The 22132-nt window shown below is 52.1% G+C and carries 8 protein-coding genes; 2 read left to right on the top strand and 6 right to left on the bottom strand.

The features are described 5' to 3' along the window. Positions 1–3 precede the first annotated feature (3 nt). Positions 4–2403, bottom strand: coding sequence for a thioesterase domain-containing protein (locus C7378_RS02480; protein WP_131991343.1), 2400 nt, complete (start codon positions 2401–2403; stop codon positions 4–6). A gap of 344 nt (positions 2404–2747) precedes the next feature. On the opposite strand from C7378_RS02480, the gene C7378_RS02475 reads away from it, so the two are divergent. Next, positions 2748–10733, top strand: a complete 7986-nt coding sequence (locus C7378_RS02475) for an amino acid adenylation domain-containing protein (RefSeq protein WP_424221069.1) — start codon at positions 2748–2750, stop codon at positions 10731–10733. Between the two features lie 5 nt (positions 10734–10738). After that, on the top strand, positions 10739–12091 hold the full coding sequence (locus C7378_RS02470; protein ID WP_165876603.1) for a condensation domain-containing protein: 1353 nt from the start codon (positions 10739–10741) through the stop codon (positions 12089–12091). Positions 12092–12108: 17 nt separating this feature from the next. Here C7378_RS02470 and C7378_RS02465 read toward each other — a convergent pair whose 3' ends face one another. The 5 genes from C7378_RS02465 to C7378_RS02445 all read right to left on the bottom strand — a co-directional run bounded on the left by C7378_RS02465 (position 12109) and on the right by C7378_RS02445 (position 22119). Beyond that, entirely contained in the window at positions 12109–12669 is a 561-nt protein-coding gene (locus tag C7378_RS02465) for an LbetaH domain-containing protein (protein ID WP_131991337.1), read from the bottom strand. A 112-nt stretch (positions 12670–12781) separates the two neighbouring features. After that, positions 12782–16339 (bottom strand): alpha-amylase family glycosyl hydrolase, encoded by a 3558-nt coding sequence (locus C7378_RS02460; protein ID WP_243648010.1) that lies wholly within the window; start codon positions 16337–16339, stop codon positions 12782–12784. Between the two features lie 1154 nt (positions 16340–17493). Further along, positions 17494–18978 carry a hypothetical protein gene (locus C7378_RS02455; RefSeq protein ID WP_131991335.1) on the bottom strand — a complete coding sequence of 495 codons (1485 nt, stop codon included), beginning with the start codon at positions 18976–18978 and terminating at the stop codon, positions 17494–17496. 5 nt (positions 18979–18983) lie between these two features. Further along, positions 18984–19835 (bottom strand): polysaccharide biosynthesis/export family protein, encoded by an 852-nt coding sequence (locus tag C7378_RS02450; protein ID WP_165876601.1) that lies wholly within the window; start codon positions 19833–19835, stop codon positions 18984–18986. Positions 19836–19932: 97 nt separating this feature from the next. After that, entirely contained in the window at positions 19933–22119 is a 2187-nt protein-coding gene (locus tag C7378_RS02445) for a GumC family protein (protein WP_165876600.1), read from the bottom strand. Positions 22120–22132 lie beyond the last annotated feature (13 nt).

Here is a 22132-nt window from a genome sequence, read left to right as displayed (position 1 = left end):
ACACTAAACAGGTAGATTGCTGGCAATCGCCTCTGCAAGATTGCGAGCGTGCGGCTGCACTAGTATTGTGCTGTGATTACCAGGAACGACGAAGGTAGCACTACCACCATCAGCCAACGCGCTCCACCTTTGCCGCGGATCGAGCTCAGGAGACATTCCAACCGTCTCATAGCAATCTTTGGCCAGATATATATGTACTTTCCCTGGATATCTTGATGGTCGGTACGCTCTCATAATATTGTTATTCTCGCTCTGGGTCTCTTCTGGCAATTGCGATGAAGTGCTGACCCAACCCATCATCAGATTGGCTATGCGATCGAGTACATCCTGTCTGCGCTCACGAGAATAACCGAGCTTGGGGCCAAACAATCTTGTCCATATGAACTCGGCGGTTGTCCGCATCATGTAGTTGCGACGTTGGCTATACATCTTCCGCCGCTTCCGCGGTGTATCAGGAAAGCCCGGTACGCTAGCCTGAACCATCCCAAGAAATTCGACCCTATGACCGGCCCCAGTCAACTGCTGCGCAATTTCCAAAGCAACCATCCCCCCCATACAGAATCCGGCCAACAGATAGGGCCCTTCAGGTTGATGCTTGCGGATAAGATCTACATATAGGCGGGCCCGCTCCTCCACTGACAAGAACGACTCGCCAGGCTGCGGCAACTTGGATTCAATTCCATACACCGATCGACTAGAACCCATCAGGAGTGACACTTCACGAAGAGCCATCACGCTTACTGCACGACCGCCGGGAACCCAGTAGAGCGGCGGCAGAGAACCCCCAACCTGCAGCGGCACCAGGGTATGTGCAGACTGCTCAACCTGGCTTTTTAATAACAATCCAAGCTGCTTCGCAAACTGTGCAATCGTTGAATATTCCAGTATCCAGTGGAGCGGAATTTCTACATGAAAAGTCTCCTCGACGCGTGTAGCCAGGCGAACTGCCAGGAGGGAGTGGCCACCTAGATCGAAGAAATCGTCATCATCCCTAACGGAAGGTACAGCAAATATGCTGGACCAAAGCGGAATGAGCTTCTGAATTATTTCGTCCATCTGGATATCTGGTTGACGATGGCTGGCCGGCGATGGAGGAATTGCGAACGGATCTTTGCTTTGCGGATCAACCTCGTCACTGATTGCAGGTAGACTCGTCTCCAATGTAGATAACATGGAATCAAGTATGTTCTGGAGCTCTTGCTCGCGAACATTGCTGGAGGCAAGGCTCAACTCGATGGACGAATCCAATTCCCGAACGCGCAAAGTAATTCGAGCATCAGGATGCGGTGGGCAGTTTTGATCAATATCCGACTGCCGCGCCAACATAAATAATTGCCGCCTAAGCGCGGGTTCGTGAACATAGACGATATCAACAAAGGTTTGCTGAGCAGCGACATCAGATCTCAAGAGCTTCTTTCGCAAGCTCTCATACGGCATTTTCTGCCGTGCTTGTGCAGCATCCCACTCTTCCCGTAGACGCAGCAAAGCAGTGGAGAAAGTCTGGTCAGTACCAGACTTCCAACACAACAACCGAGTCGTAGATATGGGCCCCAGAACGCGATTGAGTGAGGGGTCCTGCCTGCCGTTATCAACCACTCCAAGGAGCAGCTGCTCCCGATTGGTCAGCTCACACTGCACCGCAGCGAGTGCCGCCTGAAAAAACATCCAGCCCTCGGCCTTGTCCCTCGTTGTCGCCTTATGCAAGCGCTCCACTAGCCGGGGAGATAGGGTTGATCCTACTGAGGCGATACCCTCTTCCTCATTGAGTGAAACTACGGTGCAGTCTGAAAATTTCCTCGCCAGATCCTCGAGTCCCTCGACTTCTGACGCGTCAGGGTAAGCAGCAGACTGCCAGATACTGAAATCGGCAAATTGAAGTTCAACATCTGGAGCTTCTATTCTGTTGCCCGCCGCGCCGGAGCAATAAACTTCATTCAACTCCTCTAAAAATCTTGCGAGGGTAAATTCGTCGGCGATCAACGGATGAGCCCAGATTGCACACAGATGCCTGTCTGCAGATTCACGAACTATCAGGACCTTGAACAGCAGGCCGGAAACGGAATCACTCAAAAAGCGAGCTATAACTGCATCTGCGCTGCGTCTCCGGACCTGCTCCTTCAGCCCGGAAAGATCAACTACCGCAACTGCACGGGGATCAGCGGAGAGTACAAGCTGTACCAGCCCAGCTTCAGCTTCCTCGATCACAGTTCGCAATATCTCGTTTCGCTCAATAATTGAGCGACAGCTGCGCTCCAGCAGGGAACAATCCAGCTGCCCGTCACATCTCAGAAGGAGTGTGTGGGCGTGAGCCGTGGAAGCGACAATCCGCCGTTGCGAAATCGAAGCAGGAAACTGGTGCGCAACCGCTGCGGTGTCATCGGCGCTATGGGCAATGATCGACATAATCTCAACCCATAATGCAAGCAATTGCTATGCCAACGGAGATTTACGCCTCCGAGGTCCGCTATAGGAGCAGTGAGGGGGATCACATGACAAACGTGCATCTTGCATATGCAAAGCTTTGCACACCTAGAAGAGTCGCTACACTTTAGTAAACAATACGATACCCAACACTCCAGCCACGTCTATCTGCCCATAGTCTCTGCAAAACAGGCACTCCCAATAACGCTGTCTAAATACATTCCCCCAATAAATGCTGTTTGGCAGCCTGCTTGCACACTTAATCGCAAAAGAAATACGAGTGAGGAAAGTAACTCGCAGTTAATTGCTGGTTACCTAAGTTTCCTATGATATCTGCTTCACCTGCCGGGTTAAAAAAAATGAACGAAACAAAGCAAGACGTGAGCGACCCAATCGAACCAATCGCAATCATAGGGATGAGCGCACGCATTCCTGGCGCAAGCAACGTCACTGAGTTCTGGAATAATCAGCTTCGCGGCCTGGAGTCTATCTCTCGTTTCTCAGTAGAAGAGCTCGAGATTGAGAATCGCGAAGAAATCGCTGCTCAGTCAAATTATGTACGCGCACGATCAATCCTGAAGGATATCGACCTCTTCGACGCCGAGTTTTTCGGCATCCTCCCGAAAGAGGCTGAACTAATGGACCCGCAGCAAAGGCTTTTCCTGGAGTGCTGCTGGGAAGGCTTGGAGTCGGCAGGCTACAATCCGTTCAATTATCGAAAGAGCATAGGCGTTTTTGCGGGGACCAGCTACAGCAGTTATTTCCTTTCCCGTGTCTGTTCCGCCCCGGATTTTCCGGAGAGCTTTACCAGTCAATATCAGATAGGCAACTATCCGGCGATGATGGGAAACCTGCCTGACTTCATGGCGACCCGCGTGAGCTATAAGCTCAATCTGCGAGGCCCAAGCTTCACCATGGTTTCTGCCTGTTCAACATCCCTTCTGGCGGTCTGCCAGGCGTGTGAAAGTCTACTCTCGGGACAAAGCGATATGGCACTTGCGGGTGGGGTATCCATCACCCTGCCGCAAAAGCGTGGATACCTTTACACAGAGGGAGGCATCGGTTCGGCTGACGGGCATACCCGCTCCTTTGACCAGCAGGCGCGCGGAACGGTATTCGGTAGCGGTATAGGAATCGTTCTGCTGAAGCGACTCAAGGATGCGCTTGCTGAGGGCGATACGATTCACTCTGTCATTCGCGGCTTTGCTGTCAATAATGATGGAGCGGCGAGGATTGGCTACACGGCACCGGGCATTGACGGGCAGGCTGATGTGATTGCGAGGGCTCATCGCTCCGCCGGCATTAACCCTGAAACTATCGGCTACCTTGAAGCGCATGGCACCGGCACGCCGTTGGGTGATCCAATTGAGCTATCCGCCGCAACGCGCGCCTTTCGACTTCGCACAGACAAGAAGCACTTTTGTGCAATCGGAACGGCTAAAACAAACGTCGGACACCTTGACGTGGCAGCCGGAGTGACTGGGTTGATCCACGCCACACATATCGTGCGTGAGGGCCAGTTGCCCCCAACCCTCCACTTTGAAAAGCCTACATCAAAGTTCGACTTTGGAAGCAGCCCGTTTTACGTCAACACGGAAGTCGCCGAGTGGAAAGCAGAGCAGCATCCACGCCGAGCAGGCATCAGTGCATTCGGAGTTGGAGGCACAAATGTACATGTCATCATCGAGGAGCCGCCAGCAATTCGGGCGATTAGTTCCTCGCGTGCGAAGCAACTGCTGATTCTTTCAGCACGCTCGTCAAAGGCGCTCGACATTATGTCAGACAATCTCTCAGCTCACTTAGCTGCCCACCCTGAGATGAATCTGGCCGACGTAGCGTTCACCCTATCAGCCGGTCGTAAAGCATTCCCCCACCGGAGGTATGCCATAGCGGAGTCTGCTGCAGAGGCCGCAACCGTGCTTGCCGGTGATAGACGCAAGACTTCCCACGAAGTTCGCACCAGCACGCCCAAGGTTGCATTTCTGTTTCCTGGTCAAGGCTCTCAGCGGCCCAACATGGGCCGTGCGATCTATGAGTCGGAGCCAATCTTCAGAGATGCTGTCGACCGCTGCGATGCGCATTTGAAGAGTTCTCTCGGTCAAAGTTTGATAGAAGCTCTTTATCCCAAGCATGAGGTGGATGAAGCAGATTGCAAAATCACTCAGACCCTGCTCGCCCAGCCAGCTATATTCACGATTGAGTACGCCCTGGCCCAGCTCTGGATGTCTTGGGGTGTTCTTCCTCGCTACATGATCGGGCATAGTATCGGAGAATTCGTTGCAGCCTGTCTGGCGGGAGTTTTCTCACTGGAGGACGCTCTCCATCTTGTAGCTGCACGGGGCCGAATGATGCAGTCTCTGCCAGCTGGCGCGATGCTGAGCGTGCGTCTGGACCATCATGCCCTTGTTCCTTATCTGGGCGAGGCTTCTCTTGCTGCCATCAACGGGCCTTTGCTGTCTGTGGCCGCCGGGTCTTTTGAAGCGATAGGACAACTGGAATCAGCTCTCAATCGTGACAATATTGCCCATCGTCGCCTGCATACGTCGCACGCCTTCCATTCATCGATGATGGAGCCAATCCTCGAGCCTTTTCTTGCTGAAGTGAGCAAAATCACACTCCATGCGCCCAAGCTGCCCTACATTTCAAGCGTAACGGGCGATTGGATAACCCCTGAGCTGGCAACAGATCCGCAATACTGGGCGCGACACTTCAGACAACCAGTACAGTTCTCTGCGGGCATCTCGAAACTCCGCGAGATGGCGAATTCCATCTTGCTTGAAGTTGGGCCCGGAAATGTGTTGTCTACTCTTGCGAGACAGCATGCCTCCAAGACATCCTCCCAGGTCGTTGTCTCTTCCCTGGCGGCCAGCAACACGGACGAAAAGGAAGATGCAGTGATCCATAGCGCTCTGGGCCAACTCTGGCTGGCTGGCGCCGATATCAATTGGGACGCGTATCACACTTCGGAAAATCGCCGTCGTGTCACGCTGCCCACCTATCCCTTCGAGCGAAAGAGCTTCTGGATCGAAAAATCTGAGCCTCGGTCTTCTACCCCACCCCATCCTCAGACAGACAGCGCTACCGTAACAACATCCGTCGAGCCAACACCTGCACAGGAGCCGAACCAAGTGAACCTGCCTAATTCATCTGCCCAAGCCAACCACAAGCATAAACTTTGCGCCGAGGTGGGTGCTCTAATTGAGGAGATGTCCGGTCTCACCATTGCTCCGCAGGATTACGGCGCGACCTTCCTGGATCTCGGCCTCGACTCTCTCTTCCTCACACAAGCCACGCAGTCGCTGCAGAAGAAATTTGGCGTGAAAGTCACCTTCCGCCAATTGCTCAGCGATATACCTACCATCGATGCTCTTGGTGACTTTCTCGCAGCGAATGTTCCTGCGCCTCAGGAATCTGTTCAGCCACAGCAGCCAATTGCAGCGATGGTTTCCGCTCCTATGACGCAGGTGGCCCCTGCCAGCACCACACCAGGAGCGCCCGCCGAACTCCTGCAGCAGATGATGTTGCAGCAGATGGCTGCAATGAATCAGATGTTTGCGCAACAACTGGCAGCCCTGCAAGGAACCACGAGTACTGGACCCATTCAGGCGCCCGCGCCAGCTTCACAGATCGCGGTACAGCCATCGACTAACTCGCCCGCCACTACGGACAAGAGCGACAAGGAACTCAAAGGATATACGCCTTTCAAGCCGGTACAGAGAAACCTGCAAAGTGATCTCAGCCCGAAGCAGGAGGACGGGATCAGAAAGATCGTAGGCCTCTACTGCAAACGAACGGCAAAATCGAAGGAGTTGACCCAGCACTACCGGAAAGTGCACGCAGATCCACGCGTCGTTGCCGGCTTCCGCGCACCATGGAAGGAGATGATCTACCCACTCATCACAAATCGCTCACAGGGTGCCTACCTTTGGGATGCGGACGGAAATCAGTACATTGATGTGCTCAACGGATTCGGACCTATTATGCTTGGGCATCGTCCCGATTTCATCGTTAAAGCACTTGAGCAGCAGCTAGAGCAAGGATTTGAGATCGGGCCACAGACGCTCCTCGCTGGCGAGGTTGCGCAGATGATCTCCGAGATGACCGGCAATGAGCGCGTGACATTCTGTAACACAGGCTCTGAGGCCGTGATCGCTGCCATGCGTGTGTCCCGTACAGTCACTGGTCGCAGCAAGGTAGTTATCTTCGCAGGCGATTATCACGGCATGTTTGATGAAGTACTTATGAAGGGCTTCAAAAGGGGGGGCGAGCCACAGTCTGTGCCCGCAGCGCCTGGAATCCCTCGCGAAAAAGCCGCAAACATAGTTGTGCTCGAATATGGGGCACAGGATTCACTCGACTGGATCAGGAAGAATGCATCCGAGCTAGCAGCAGTGATAGTCGAGCCCGTACAGAGTCGTCACCCTGATCTTCAGCCAATAGATTTTCTTCGCGAACTCAGAGCCATCACAGAAGCGTCCGGAACATGCTTCGTATTTGACGAAGTTGTAACTGGCTTCCGTGCCCATCCGGGCGGTTGTCAGGCCCTCTTCAATATTCGCGCAGACCTGGCAACCTATGGCAAGGTGCTCGCCGGAGGAATGCCCATTGGCGTACTCGCAGGCAAGTCGCAGTATATGGACGCTCTGGACGGCGGCATGTGGCAGTACGGCGACAATTCTTACCCTGAGATCGGAGTAACTTTCTTCGCCGGAACATTTGTTCGCCATCCATTGACGATGGCCGCCACAAAAGCAATGTTGCAATATCTGAAGGCTGAAGGTCCGCAGCTCCAGGAAGGACTGACCGCTCGTACTGCCTCGCTTGTAAATAGGCTGAAGCAGCTACTTGAGAGCAATGAGGTGCCGGCACACATTGAGAACTTTGCAAGTGTCTTCTACTTCAGCTTCTCCCCTGATGCGCGCTTTGGAAGTCTCTTTTATTACCTCTTGCGCGCAAAAGGTATTCATCTGCTTGAGGGCTTCCCCTGCTTTTTGACTACAGCGCACACAGACGCCGATCTTGACCGCATTGTAGCGGCCTTTGCTGAGACCATTGCAGAGATGCAAGCAAGCGATCTACTACCTGCGCCGCCAGTAGACGGACCCCGCATACCTACGCGAAAGTTACAGAATGATGCCACTCCCTTTATTGCAGAGGCTCCGCTTACGGAATCGCAACGAGAAATCTGGCTCTCTGCACAGTTGAGCGACGAAGCGTCCTGCGCTTTTAATGAGTCGTTTACGCTCTATCTTGATGGCGAATTCGATCGCGCACGGATGGAACTGGCCCTGCAAAAACTGATCGAACGCCATGATGCTCTGCGAGCCAGCATTTCTAACTCCGGCGAGAAGATGATTTTTTCGCAAAAGGTTACTCTGGCTCTACCCTACGAAGACATTTCGAGCCTAGAGCCAGCCCTTCGCGATCAACAACTGAAGGCTGCGATCGCGCTTGAAGCACGCACGCCATTCAACCTTGCGCACGCTCCACTTTTGCGCGTACGCATCTTTAAGACAGATACACTGCAGCATGCGTTGATTTTTACAGGACATCACATCGTGTGCGATGGATGGAGCATCAATGTGATGCTCGAAGAGCTGAGCAGCCTTTACACTGGCAGGGTTCTTGATCCGCAGGCCTCATTCGGAGCATATGCTCTCACGAAGTCCAAAGAACAGGAAGATGCCGCCAATTCCGAATACTGGGCAGCCCAGTTCCCCGACGTTCCAGTCCTTGATCTTCCTACGGATCGTCCTCGACCCGCAGTTAAGGCCTATCCCGGTGATACATGCCGGATGATGATGGACGCTGCGGTGACTAAGTTAATTCGCAATGCAGGCGCGAAACAGGGTTGCACACTCTTTGTGACACTGCTCTCAGGCTTTGCTTCTCTGCTGCACCGGCTTTCAGCGCAAAGCGACATAGTGATCGGCATACCCACCGCGGGGCAATCACTGCTGGAAAACAGCATGATGGTGGGTCACGACGTAAACTTTCTCCCCATTCGCACGCAACTTGCTGATGACCTCACGGCGGCATCACTGCTCACCCAGACAAAGAAGACTCTACTCAACGCATATGAGCACCAGAACTACACCTACGGGACGCTGATTCGCAAACTGAAGCTGCATAAGGATGTCAGTCGACTGCCGCTTATCGAAGTACAGTTCAATCTGGAAAAAGTAGGCAGTAATCTCAATTTCGGGGAGCTACAAGCCAAGGTTGACTCTAATCCAAAAGCAGCTGTGAACTTTGACCTCTTCCTCAATATTGTCGAGACGCCAAATGGATTGGTTCTGGATTGCGACTTCAATACGGACCTTTTTGATCGGGAGACAGTTATCCGCTGGCTGGGTTGCTACGAAACCCTTCTGCAAGGAATTGCACAGGATTCAACCTGCTTGGTAGACGAGTTACCCATACTCCCCGTCGAGGAAGAACACCGACTAGTCCATGAGTGGAACACGACGGCATCCGACTACCCGCGCGGCTGCAATGTTCATGAACTCTTTGAACATCAAGTGGAGCGCACTCCTGATGCCGTAGCGGTCCGATTCGATAATACTTATCTTACCTATGCTCAACTCGATCGCCGCGCCAATCAACTTGCAAGCTATCTCACGGAATTAGGAATTCACCCAGGAGACCTAGTCGGCCTCCAGATGGACCGTTCCCTGGATTTGCCTGTTGCGCTACTCGGAATCTGGAAGTCAGGGGCAGCCTATGTTCCGCTCGATCCCACTTATCCGAAGGAGCGATTAGATTACATTGTGAAAGAGACATCGGTTCCTGTCCTTATCACACAGCAACGCTTCGCTGACACAATGAGCGACGCTGAGACTCAACTGGTTTTGATTGACAGTGAGTGGACTACGATCGAGCGACAGCCTGCCGAGGGGAACCACGTAAGGAGCGATGCTGAGCGCAATGCTTATGTAATGTTTACCTCTGGATCGACCGGCAAGCCGAAGGGTGTTGAGGTTACGCATCAGAACCTTGTTAATTTCCTTCTCTCGATGCAGAAAACTCCGGGGATGACATCACAGGACCGACTGCTCGCCGTCACCAGTATTTCGTTCGACATTTCAGGCTTGGAGCTGTATCTACCGCTGATCACGGGAGCAGAAGTCATCATCTCCAGCCGAGAGATGGCCGCTGACGCACGTCTGATAATTCGTGCTCTCGAGAAATCGGCTATTACAATCATGCAGGCCACGCCTGCAACCTGGCGGATGATGATCGAGAGTGGGTGGAATGGCACAAAGGGAATCAAAGCCCTCTGCGGCGGCGAAGCGTTGCCACATGATCTTGCCACACAGCTCATCAGTCGAGGCGTGGAACTATGGAATATGTATGGCCCTACGGAGACAACCATCTGGTCTGCCGTGGCTCATATCGATAAAACTGACTCCGCAATAACACTCGGAACTCCTATAGCCAACACGCAACTCTATGTACTGAGTGCCGCGGGGCAGTTGCAGCCGATAGGCGTTCCTGGAGAACTCTATATTGGCGGTGACGGCGTGGCGCGCGGATACTTCAAGCGCCCCGATCTTACAAAAGAGCGTTTCGTGAAGCACAGCTTCCATGATGAAGAACAACGTCTTTATCGCACTGGCGATCTGGTTCGCTACCGGACTGACGGACGCCTGGAATTCCTGGGAAGACTTGATCACCAAGTTAAAGTTCGCGGCTTCCGTATTGAGCTTGGCGAAATAGAGAGCTCTCTCCTACAGCATCCCAGGGTGCAACAAGCGGTGGTTATAGCGCGGGAAGATATTCCAGGGGACAAGAGACTAGCTGCCTATGTCGTGTTGACAGCAGGCGAGCAGCTGGCTGCTACTGACATGCGTCTCTGGGTCAGCCGCACCTTGCCTGACTACATGGTACCTTCACACTTCGCTTTTCTACCTGAATTGCCGCAGACACCTAATGGCAAGGTAGACCGTAAGCGGTTGCCTGCCCCCCAGATAAACTCCGCCGCAGGGCAACACGTCCACGTGGCACCTCGTACCCCGGCTGAAGAAAAGCTTTCTCGCATTGCAGCCGAGGTGCTCAACATTAAACAAGTCAGCGTCGATCAAAGCCTCTTCGACCTGGGGGCGGATTCTATCCATCTTTTCCAGATCGTTGCGCGCGCACGATCGCAAGAAATGAATATCACCCCACAGCAGATATTAAAGCTCCGCGCTGTTGCAGCGATTGCAGCGGAGGTCACGCAGCAGACTCCCCTATCATCAGATATGTCTAAAGCTGGAGAGCTAAAGCGTATCAATCGTGAACAGTATCGAGTGCATCTGGCGAGGAACTGAAGATTGTGAAAAACATAGAGACAGAACTCCAGAGCTCTGAGTTCGGCGAAGTTTCGTTTCGCTTTCCTGCTACTCATACCCAGCAGGCCTTCTGGTATCTCGACAGACTTGAGCGCGGCAACCCGGCGTGGAACATCGCAGTCAGATTTGAGCTCAAGGGTAACCTTGATCCTCATCGCCTTGAAGCTGCCATCAACGTTGTCGTTAACCGTCACGAATCTTTGCGCACCACGTTCGATTTAAACAATGGCGAGCCCGTTCAGGCGGTTCACGATAGTGCGATCATTCCCCTGCCGGTGGATGACATCTCTTCCCTGCCGGAGCAGCATCGCGATGTGATCGAAGAAGAACTGACAATCGCAGAAGGTGAACAACGTTTTGATCTTGCAGTAGGTCCGCTTATCCGCGCAAGGCTCTTGAAGTTGGAAGAGGCACGTCACACTTTACTCATAACCGTACATCACATCATTGCCGATGGATGGTCAATCGGTATATTGAGTGATGAGATTACAACCTGCTATCAGAATACTGAGTCACTCCATGAACTTCCGCTACAGTTTGCGGATTACGCGATCTGGCATCGAGACTATGTCGAATCTGAAACAGCGGGATCGATCAACTATTGGCGCCAACAGCTTGCAGAACTACCATTGTGTGAGATTACTCCTGATCTGCCTCGCTCTACAGTCAAAGCAAACAATGGCTACATACTATCGACATTGCTGCCAGAACAACTGATCACATCAATAAGCAAAATAGCGCTCGATAACCAGACGACACTTTATGTGGCAATCCTGTCGGCGCTTAAGCTGTTGATCGCTCGCTATAACGGCCAGCAGGATATTTGCATTGGTACACAATTCGCAGGCAGAAATAGGACCGAGTTCGAACGTATCATCGGTGTTTTTGTAAACACCGCTATTCTGCGAACAGAATTGTCCCCTCGTATGACTTTCACGCAACTACTGACAGCAGTTAGCCACACTTTTGAAGGTGCGCTGCAACATGCAGAAGTTCCCTACGCAAATGTCATAGCTTCCCTCCACAGCAAGTTCGATCGCAGCCGGCATACTGGATACAGCATTAACTTCATCTATCAGAGGGATTTTGTCCAACCAAGAGAGTTTGACGGGATCACCATGACACCTCTTCCATCGAAGTCCCCTGGTGCCATCTATGATCTCAATTTCTTTATGGTTAGGAGAGCTAGCGGTTGGAGACTTTCCTGCGAATATGATTCGCAGCTCTATCTGCCCACTACAATCACGACAATACTGGACCAATTGCAGAGCATACTAAGCCAAGTTATCGAAAATCCGTGTCGTCTATTAAATGAATTCTGCTTCGACCGGCAATAATTCGCGTCCCTCCTGACTCATTGCTCTTGACGGAAATCGACACACAGATCAACTCTTGAATTATTAATGAGCTCCCTGCTCTCTTCTGCTACAACGATAGATCCGGACGCGACATGTTTCCTGACGAGCGCGTGTGGACCAATTTTCGCGCCATCACCAACTTGAACGTCACCGATGATTATTGCGCCATTGCCAATATAGACGTCATCCCCTATGACAGGATTCCGGTCCTTTAATTCCCCGATGCAGGTTCCCGGATGGATGAGGCAATTCTGGCCGACTCGCGCCTTTGAATTGACAACAATCGTGCCATAGTGTGAGATCGTCAGCCCTGGACCAAATACATTGAGGGGTATCTCGAGATTTAATTCCAAGCTACGTCGCATGAAGCGCCAGCGCAAAAAAAGCACCCACGGCATCCAGGCCAAGGAAGTGTGCACATTCGCAGCATATTCTGTCTTTCGCAACAGGCGTTGCCAATAGACGAGGGGGTATTGAAAGCGGTGCCACCACTTCCAACACCCCGATTGGCTCGGGAATGAACCATTTGCTATATAGCCCCGGAGATCTTGCTCCATCCATAATTTGAGCTCAGCTTTACTCTGAGGCGGCACTCTTCTATACCTCTTGATCAATCTGCATGCGCTACTTCTATGTGCAGAAGACGCACGCAATCCTCCAAAGTCTACATCACTTGATTTTTATATCAACTGAATTCCCAGCAGACTTATCCAGCGTCTCTCTGTCCCGTTTGGACTTCGGCTCGACATAGCAGAACTTAGCTTCTACTGCTTCAGCAATACCTTTACTAACTAAGTTGGTAACCATTTTAAGATTACTGCTCTTCGACTTCGAGTTACGAGAAGTGCTAGTTAGGATTGGTAGCTGAAGCCACCAAAGTATCTGTTCATGAAGTTCGCGATTGAAGTACTGCAGTCCTTCAAATTCATGCATACCTAGAAGCCATTTAAGATCTGGCTCTCTCCACAGGTTTACGGGAATTCCTAGATAGAGATCCCCGCCTGCGGTTGCTTGAGCCGCGACGACCAGAAGGCGAACACGAGCAGCCGCACGCCAGCTATCCTCTCCATGAAGGCCTAAAACATCAAATGATTTGGCAAGCGCATGACGTAGCCTCAGCCTTTCGAATGCCTCGATGGGCGTCGTTTCCGATGCACGACTCTGGAGCTCGGCCTCAAGAGCAGAGATGGCAATGAATGCCGCGGCGCAAGCCCATGAGGCCAGATTGGAATTGTGAGGATTGATAACCGGCAGCACTTTTTGCGCCTCGGTTGGCCATTCAGTGCCGTCAGCCAGTTGTCCGATGTTGTGAGTAAGGTCCAGCATCCGCGCAATCTGATTGGAAAGATCTGCGTGCACCGCGGCAAGGGTCGCGGGCTCGCTATCCAACATCTCCATCCCTTTCGCCCCAAAGGCTGCGCTCAGAGCAGCGATCTTTTGAGCAGTACCTTTTGGAGCGGGTTCTTGGGATGTAAGATTGACCTTCTTTGCATCCTCAGCCCATTGCGACATGAGAGCGGGATCAAGCAGGCTATGAAGTACATCATGGACAGGCGCCAGTTCCAGATTGGCAAGCGCATCGTCCAGACTGTTTACCCCTGCCCCGCCTAGATGTTGATGCAGCTTCCCCCAAGGAGCGCTACTGTCGGATCGCAGTTCCCGCCAAGCAAGAAATGCGTGATACTCATAGGCGTGGAGATCAAACCTTAGTCCCTGATCAATGAGTTCACCCGAATGACGCAGGTACTCAAGGCCAGTAGAGCTATCACGAAAGGCTACGAAGAGTTCTTCGTCGGCCGAGAATCCGAGCCCCTCTGCCAGGCTACGTTGCCGGAGGATCCCCGCGACTTTATCCTGATATGCAGCAGAGTGATGAATGGTGCCACTGGTCGAGGCAAAACGGTTGTGATAGATCACAAGTGCGCGATCATTGCCTCGTCGATTTGAATATGCAAAAACATTCTCGTCCACCGTTCCGTCAGGACGCCAGAAATCGTACATGAGAAAGTTATCGCTCTCGGCGAACAATGCGCGATTGTGTAGCAACGGGGCGATTTCGCGTTGATGGCGATCCACGAGCCATTGAGTTGCATCTTCCTGCATACGGGGCCGCTGATACTCCATACCATACTTTTCAGTGAAGCCCTCGACCTGCCCATGACCAAACATAGGCAAGCCCGGCAGCGTTGCCATCATCGTGGAAACACCGAAGAACTTATCACCTGTACCAAACTGGTCGATAGCCGTGCGCTCATCCGGATTGCTCATGAAGTTGACATAGCGCTTCATAATCCCCGGATCAAACTCCAAAGTATTCTTGAGCACGGAGCGGTATTTGGCGTTTTCCTCATCGCGCATCATGTTCATAAAAGCGCTGTTATAAACACGATGCATGCCGAGAGTGCGCACAAAGTAGCCCTCCATCAGCCAGAAAGCCTCAGCCAGCAGTAGTGTCCCGGGAACCTCGTGGGCCACGCGGTCCACGACTTCACGCCAGAACTCCTGTGGTATCGCCGCATCAAACTCCGCTGTCGTCATCGAGTGCTCAGCGCGCGATGGAATTGCACCGCCGCTTCCAGGCGCAGGAAACCATAACCTCTGAATATGACGTTTGGCCAGGGTCATGGCGGCATCGAAGCGGATGATCGGAAACATCCTCGCCACATGCAGAATAGTCTGAATGACCTGCTCACGAACCGTAGCGCTCAGATAATTAAGCTGCGCTGTGTCGTTCCAGGGAAAACTTGTCCCATCATTGCCGTGATAGATATAAAGAGTGTCATCAGTCCACTTATCGCGACGACGAAATACTACCGCTGCATCCGATTGCTCATAATAGTGATCTTCAATCTTGATTTCGACCCGTCCATCACTGGATAGGTCGGGGCCGTTGAACTGGTATGCAGGATAAGGGCAGTCGCGGCGGGAAAGAAACCAGTCAGGATGATTGATGACCCAACTTGAATCGATGCCCATATGGTTTGGGACCATATCGCTTGCCAGACGAATGTTACGAATAGAAGCTCGTTCGCGGAGATTCCTATACGCTTCATCGCCTCCAATATCGGCTGCGATTGAGTAGTCATAAAGGGAATAGGCGGATGCTACAGCATCTTGATTCCCGCAAAGCCGCTTGATAGTTTTAGAAGCATGGCTCCGTTCCCACACCCCGATGAGCCACAGAGCGTTCATGCCACGGCTGGCCAGAGTGTCAAGCTCTTCATCAGGAATGTCGTTAAGAGTGGTAATGCTTCGTCCATATTGACGAGATAGTTGCGCGAGCCACACATAGGTACTCTTCGCAATCATGACGGTATTCGGCATCCATTCCTGATCGGGGCTGAATCTCTCATATTCATGTTGCGAGGTTGTGAACTGCGGCACCTCTGAGTGGGGATCGTTGAGTCCTGCTTCGGCTATCTTGCGGCGCCGTTGCTTTGTCTCCTCCGTAGGAGGATTAAAGCGCATCCAGATGGCTACCTCTTCTTCGCGCAAAATGTCTGAGGCAAGCAAAATAGAGCGCAACATGTCTCCCAGCTCCGCAGGCCAATTCTGCTTTATGTATTCCAACTGCCCACTGAGTGACTGAGGCGATGCAAGCGCCGGTGCACGCAGGGTAGCAAGCAGAGATTGCTTGCTCTGTCCTATCGTTGGTTTAGTGGCAAAATAGTCGTCAAAACCCTGCGTTATCTGCTCATATACAGGCATGGCCGCAAGAGGTTCGTCATCAAACAGCTCCTTGAATGGTGCAAACGCAGTATTCTGATTTGCCAGCCATAGGAGCAGAAGTTCTTCCATGGCCGCGGCACCATGCGTAATGCCATCGGTCTCCCCCAAGAGCCACTCCTCCGGCTCAATTTCTCCGCGAAAGACATCAGACGAGGGAAAAGCTTTCACAAAATTTAGTAACAGCTCGTTCAATGACTGGTCGCCAGCGATGCGCCCGAACCAATCCAAAGCGTCTGTGATGACATCAGGATCGATATTCTGACGGTAATACGCGAACATCGCGTGAGTCGCCTCATCAATGAGACCCATCGCATACAGGGATCCAGGGTGCACTACCCGAGTGGGATCCTGATCGGCGCCGCGCACCAGATTCATCTGATGCGCGAGCTGTCGACTGCCCGCAAGGTTAGCAAATATCGCGTTGCCACTGAATGAGAAAAGAATGTCTTTAAGCTCGTAACGGTCACGAGCCTCTCTTAAAATATGGAATTCCATCATGGGCAGGTCGACTCCTATCTATTCTTCCGCTGCAGTGCAACGTGCCCATCTCCTTAAATTTCAGAAGATGACAGGTTTCCTGAACGGATGACAGTATAGATGCTAATCATTGAAGAGGAGAATTCCAGATTAGTACTGGCTAGCGTTATTCGTCTCCATCTGTCTGAGGATCGGGTTGTGAAACTGAGGTTTGAGTGAGGTATATCCCCCCCTCCGACGTCTGACGGGTCGCTCAACCGACTCCGTCAAATCAAGCCTGAGCCTGGTTTCAGCAGTAGACGATCGCCTATCTGCTTTACCTGCGGCATTTCGGGAGGGCGACGACGCATATAGCCCGGGCCATTTATCGGCGACATATATGGAAGGATTCAAGAAATTAGAGGATGCCAGATCGCGAAATGGAGACGCGGCATACCCAGATGCTAATGACCAAAGCAAGGAATTAGGGCTCGAGTCGTTGAAGGTGAAGACATTCAAGCGGGCAGGGACGCCCGGATCCGGTTGTGGATAAACCTGCGATGAATAGACTGCGACGTCGCCCGGATTAACAATTTCTTCATCGCCAGACGATAATAAAACCTGCGAGGAAGGCCCTGTCACAGATGGGTTAAGGCTATCCTGCGCCAACTGAGAGACAGGAACACTCCCCACGCTCCATCCACTCCGGACAGATTCCGTTCCGATCCCATTCGAATTCAAGTCCATATCCTCGCTTGATGAGGCATCCGACGAAACCCCCTTCAACTCCTTCTTCTGATCAAAGAGCGATGGATTCACACCCATACGGTTCAAGCGAGGAGGCATATTTACATTGCCGAAGGAAGACATCAATGCATTCTGTATATACGGTGCGACAGCGCTCGCTGTGCTGCTCAATGCATCCACATTTATGTAAGGGCTCTGCGTGGTAGCGTCAAGGCTCGAGTTGAGAGGATCGATCGGCGCAAGATGCCGGGTGGGCTGCGTTAGATCAGATGCTCCAGGTGTGATTTCCGCGCTAGGCGCTGGAGCGGAACCCAAGGTTGTCTCATCTATGAGGGGATCCGATAGCGAAGTCACCGGATTCTGAGCATAAGAGGCATGAACTACCGCAAATAGGATCGCTCCGAGCACTAGCCCGCTTCTCTTGGCCCAGGCTGGAAGAGATATTAATTTCATGCCCGCCTCACTCTAAATCGAGGAATCGATGCATAAACTGACAACAGCACGGCGAATGCCAGGCCATCCCGCATGTTAAGGAAGTAAATCGACAGCTCATTTTCTACTTCGAACAGCAATCCGACGATTGCCAAGACCAAAATCGGCGCCACCAACCGTGGGACAGCATTCCCTACGATCTCCAGATAGCTCCTGAGCACGAGGCAAAGCAGTAAGGGATAGAGCAATGCACCGATGACACCGAAATCCAGCGCACCTGCAGTCAAAATAGAATTAGCTTCATCAATATAGGAAAATCCCAAGTAGTAATTTGCCAGGGATTCCTCGAGGACGCCTATCACCTCGTCCTTTCCACTCCAGATAGTTGAGGGGATGACTCTTTTGATCTGCAACATGAAGTCATGGCCCATCGCCGGATGCTGCTTCCCGGTCGCATCCAGCAAATCTGAAAGATAACCAAGGATGAAGGTCCTGCGCTCCACATTGTATTGCAATACCGACAGAACTTCGCTGCTGTTACGGCTTTCTTTTAGCTCCATCGCGAGTTGTACTCGCTCTACAAATGAGACCTGCGCGTTAGAACCGTTCACCGACCTCAGATAGTAGAAGAGGATGCTTGTAAAACTAAAAATTCCGATGAATATGGCAACGACAATCACTTTCCCAGCGAAATTCAACCTTACTTTTCGTCGGCCCATCCTCAACGCAAAAATCCCCGTGAGAACTGAAAACGTCAAAAAGCGACGACCAAGAGGAATCAATGCTGCAAATTGGATCAACATGCAGACCAGGGTTACGACCTTCTGGATTCGGCTCCCGGAGTTAAAGGCGACACACATCGTATATGCGAAGAGCGGAGTAATGATCCAGAACAGTAGTGCGGAGATAGGATCGTACCGTTGACTTACATCTGAAGCTACACCGCCGAAGGTTAAACGGCCTGTTATATAGGCGAGGATGATCCACGCCGTACCTGCGACAATCAGGAAATAGCTTCTTCCATCTATAACAATCCGAAAATCTTCACCCAGGACAGGTTTTTCGAACACCTCGCCTACACAGTAGAGTACTGCGGAAGAAGTAAGAATTACTGCCATTGCCCTGGTAAGTGCCGCAGGATCACGATTGAAGAACTCGCCTAGAGTGATTCCGGCGCGATCAATGGTAAACCAGCTATTGACGGCTCCGAGGCCATAACCAACTAACAGCATCATTCCCAGGAAGTTGGTCACTCGAAAAGGTGCCGTATTTACAAGTAAATCCCAGAGTGTGTATGCCCCTATAAGCCCTCCTGTGAGAGAGGCGATAATGAGCATGCGGTCTGTTGGCAAAACCCATGCTGCGAGCGCTGTATAGAGGAGCAGCAGAGGGAAATATATGAAATACAGAGCCCTTGGCGCAGGCATCACTACTCCAAGGCCACGTGACGCATATCGCGACTGGAGTAGTAACTGTGGACGGGATGTCGCGCCTGCTGCCATATTCCTCAAAAAATTGTATTGGAATAGATCAGGACACCGGTTGCTATGGCGATAGCAGCCTCAATGCCGCGATAGCCAAACGTCTTTCCGTTACTGGAAGGAACAAAAATGATATCGCCGTCACTGACCTTGATATCCGCCTGCTTTCCATACATCACATGCTTGAGATCAAGGTCCACCTGTTCGCGCCCTGCTGCCGTTTTCCGTATGAGTTTTACCTGACTCATTGCCGCAGTCTTATTCCATCCGCCAGCAAGACTTAGGGCTTGAATAAGAGAAAGGCGGGCGTTATTGTCTACGAGGAAACCGCCCGGCTTCAATACATCACCGATAACATAGACGACCCCCGCTTTGGAGACGATGACCGTATCACCTGGCTGAATAACCGGATTCGGCTGCAGGTTCATGTGCTCGACATTCGACTGGAGCGCAATCAGGATAGGATGTTGGGCGTCACTTCGATGAGTAATCGACACGACCTTGCCGGCAGTAGGCGAGAGTCCACCAGCAAGAGTAAGCATGTCAAGCAGACGGCGTGTGCCCAAAGTCGGATAGATGCCGGGCATTTTAACTTCACCTGTCACGGTGGCCCCTTGCGATGCATATTCGGAGATGAAGACCGTAACATGCGGATATCGCAGGTAGCCTCGCTGCTCTAATTCCTTCTCGATCGTGCGTGCCGCCTGATTAGCATCAAGGCCGGCGAGCCTAACCACTCCAAGCACTGGAATATTAACTTCACCACTCTGATTTACACGAACGGATGAGCTAAGTTCCGGAGTATCGAATACTACAACACGCAGTAGATCGCCGGCTCCAATAGCAATAGCTGGGGCGCTCTCCTCGGCATTGGCCAAGGGAGACACAGAAGATGATGGAGTTTGCGCTAGAACCGCAATCGGGGATATCGAGATCAGAACCGCGAGGCCCGGCACGAGCAGTGAACGAAAGGCTCTACTTATCATCGTCTACGACCCCGTATCCCGAGCCATAGCTCTTATAGCCATAGTCGTACGATTTCGAATAGGTGTAATAGTTTTCGATGCGCAGATCAACGTCATTCACGATTGTGCCTAGCACGCGTGCATTTACCCTCAGCAATTGATCACGCACTCGCTGGAGCGCCTTTTTCCGGGTAACTCCCGATCGAACGAGGATCAATGCTGCGTCTGTTTGTGGCGCAAGGCTTAGCGCATCTGAGACTGCCAGCACTGGAGAGGTATCAAGAATTACGTGATCGTATTGTTCACGCCATTGCAGCAATAGCTCTTCCATGCTGCGCGAGCCCAGCATCTCCCCAGGATTGGGGGCGACGGGGCCACGGGATACAACAGTCAGATTGGGCAAATCAGCCAAAGGCTGTTCATACGCTTCCGCACCAGACTCTCGACTAAGTAGCGTGGACAGACCAACACGGTTGGACCGCCGAAATTTAATATGGAGTGTGCCCTTACGAAGATCGGTGTCAACGAGTAAAACTCGTGCATTTCTCTGGGCGAAGGAAATAGCTAAATTAGATGCGCAGGTTGATTTGCCCTCTGCCGCAAAGCTGCTCGTAAGCAAGAGCACCTTGGGCTGTGTATCCACGGCAGACAAGAGAATTGTGGAGCGAAGGTTGCGAAAGCTCTCTGCAATAACGGAATGCGGCTCCAGATATGCAACAAGATCCGGTGAAAGGGATTCGGGACGCCCATCATCCCTTTCAGCAGAAGACTTTTTTGATGCTCCCCGAAAATGGGGGATTACGGCAAGTGTGGTCAGGCCTGAAACTGTCTCCGCGTCCTCTGATGTTTGAATCGTGTCATCAAGTGACTCTAGAAGCAGGGAAAGCGATATCCCAACGAGCAGGCCCGCGGCTAGTCCAACGCCCAGATCAACACGCTTTACAGGAGAAATCGGCAACGCCGGGATACTCGCACGATCAATTACATCGATGTTGTTGGAGTTGAGGCCTGCCATAATACCCGCCTCCTTCAACTTGATCTGCAGTGCATCATAGAGGTCTGAAGCAGACTCGGCACCATGCTTGAGAATTTCGAATTCAGCCGATGACTCGTTCTCACGAAAAGCCTCCTGCTTGGTGGCATCCAGCCGTTTTCGCATTAACGCTTCAGTGTTCGAAGCCGCGTTATATTCCTCCTGAAAACGCTGTGTCAGGCTGTTGATCTCGCTATCAATATCACGTTGGACCTGGCTTAACTGGCTCCGAATTTCCCGAACCCTGGGCCAATCGGGCCCGTACTTCGATTCGAGCTGGGCTGCCTGTACAAGGAGTGCAGCCTGCTGCTCCCGCAGAGAGGCGAGAACAGTCGTGGGTGCAACGGAAACAAGGAGTTCAGGATTGCGTGTCTGAGCAAGCCTGTATCGAGCCTCCTTCACGATTCGGTCGGCCTCAGCCTGTGCCAGCTGCTGGTTAACTGTTCGCAGACTGTCCGTTACGAGGTTTCCCCCCTCTGAATCGATACCGATCAGATTATTGTCTCGCTGAAATTTTGCAAGCGCCTTTTGGGAATCCTCCACCTGCCCTTTAAGCGCCGTCAGTTGCTGTGCAAGCCAACTCGATACCCGCGTTGTTCCTTCGAAACGCGACTTCAGATCGCGCTCAAGGTAAGCATCAACGATTGCATTGGCGACGTTGGTTGCAACCTCCGGGTCTGGGTTGCTGAAATGGATCTCCACCACATCAGTGCTTGGGATGACCATGATCTTGAGAGCACCGTGGTAGGAAAGAAGTAGCAGATAGCGTTGGAGGGGCGTTAACTGACCGTGATAGGGAGTCTGCTTGAAAATCTTGGAGAAAGGCTTCTTGTGGTACAGGTCCTGGGAATTGATTACCGCCATCGAGACAGAATCGCTCTGCATGATTCGTATCTCGGTCTGCATACGATCTGAGCTACCCTCACCGCCTGTAAGCTTTTGCTCAATCAGATCGTTGATGCCAATATTCGTAGATCTGCCGGGGTCGATATCAATGCGAGCTGTCGCTTCGTAAAGCGGTACAGACATGAGGAGGAAAAGGACGCCGGCGCCGAGACCAATAAGTGCAAAAGCCAACAGGAGCCACTTGCGCCTGATGAATATTTTGCGCACATCACCCGGAGTCAAGATTGAGCGCTCGTTAACAGGTAATTCTGCTTGCATATCTCCTGCGGGC

The sequence above is a fragment of the Acidipila rosea genome (assembly GCF_004339725.1).
GTDB classification, from domain to species: Bacteria; Acidobacteriota; Terriglobia; order Terriglobales; family Acidobacteriaceae; genus Acidipila; species Acidipila rosea.
The sequence above is the reverse complement of the archived record's forward strand: the minus strand, read 5'-3'. Positions and strand labels throughout refer to the sequence as shown.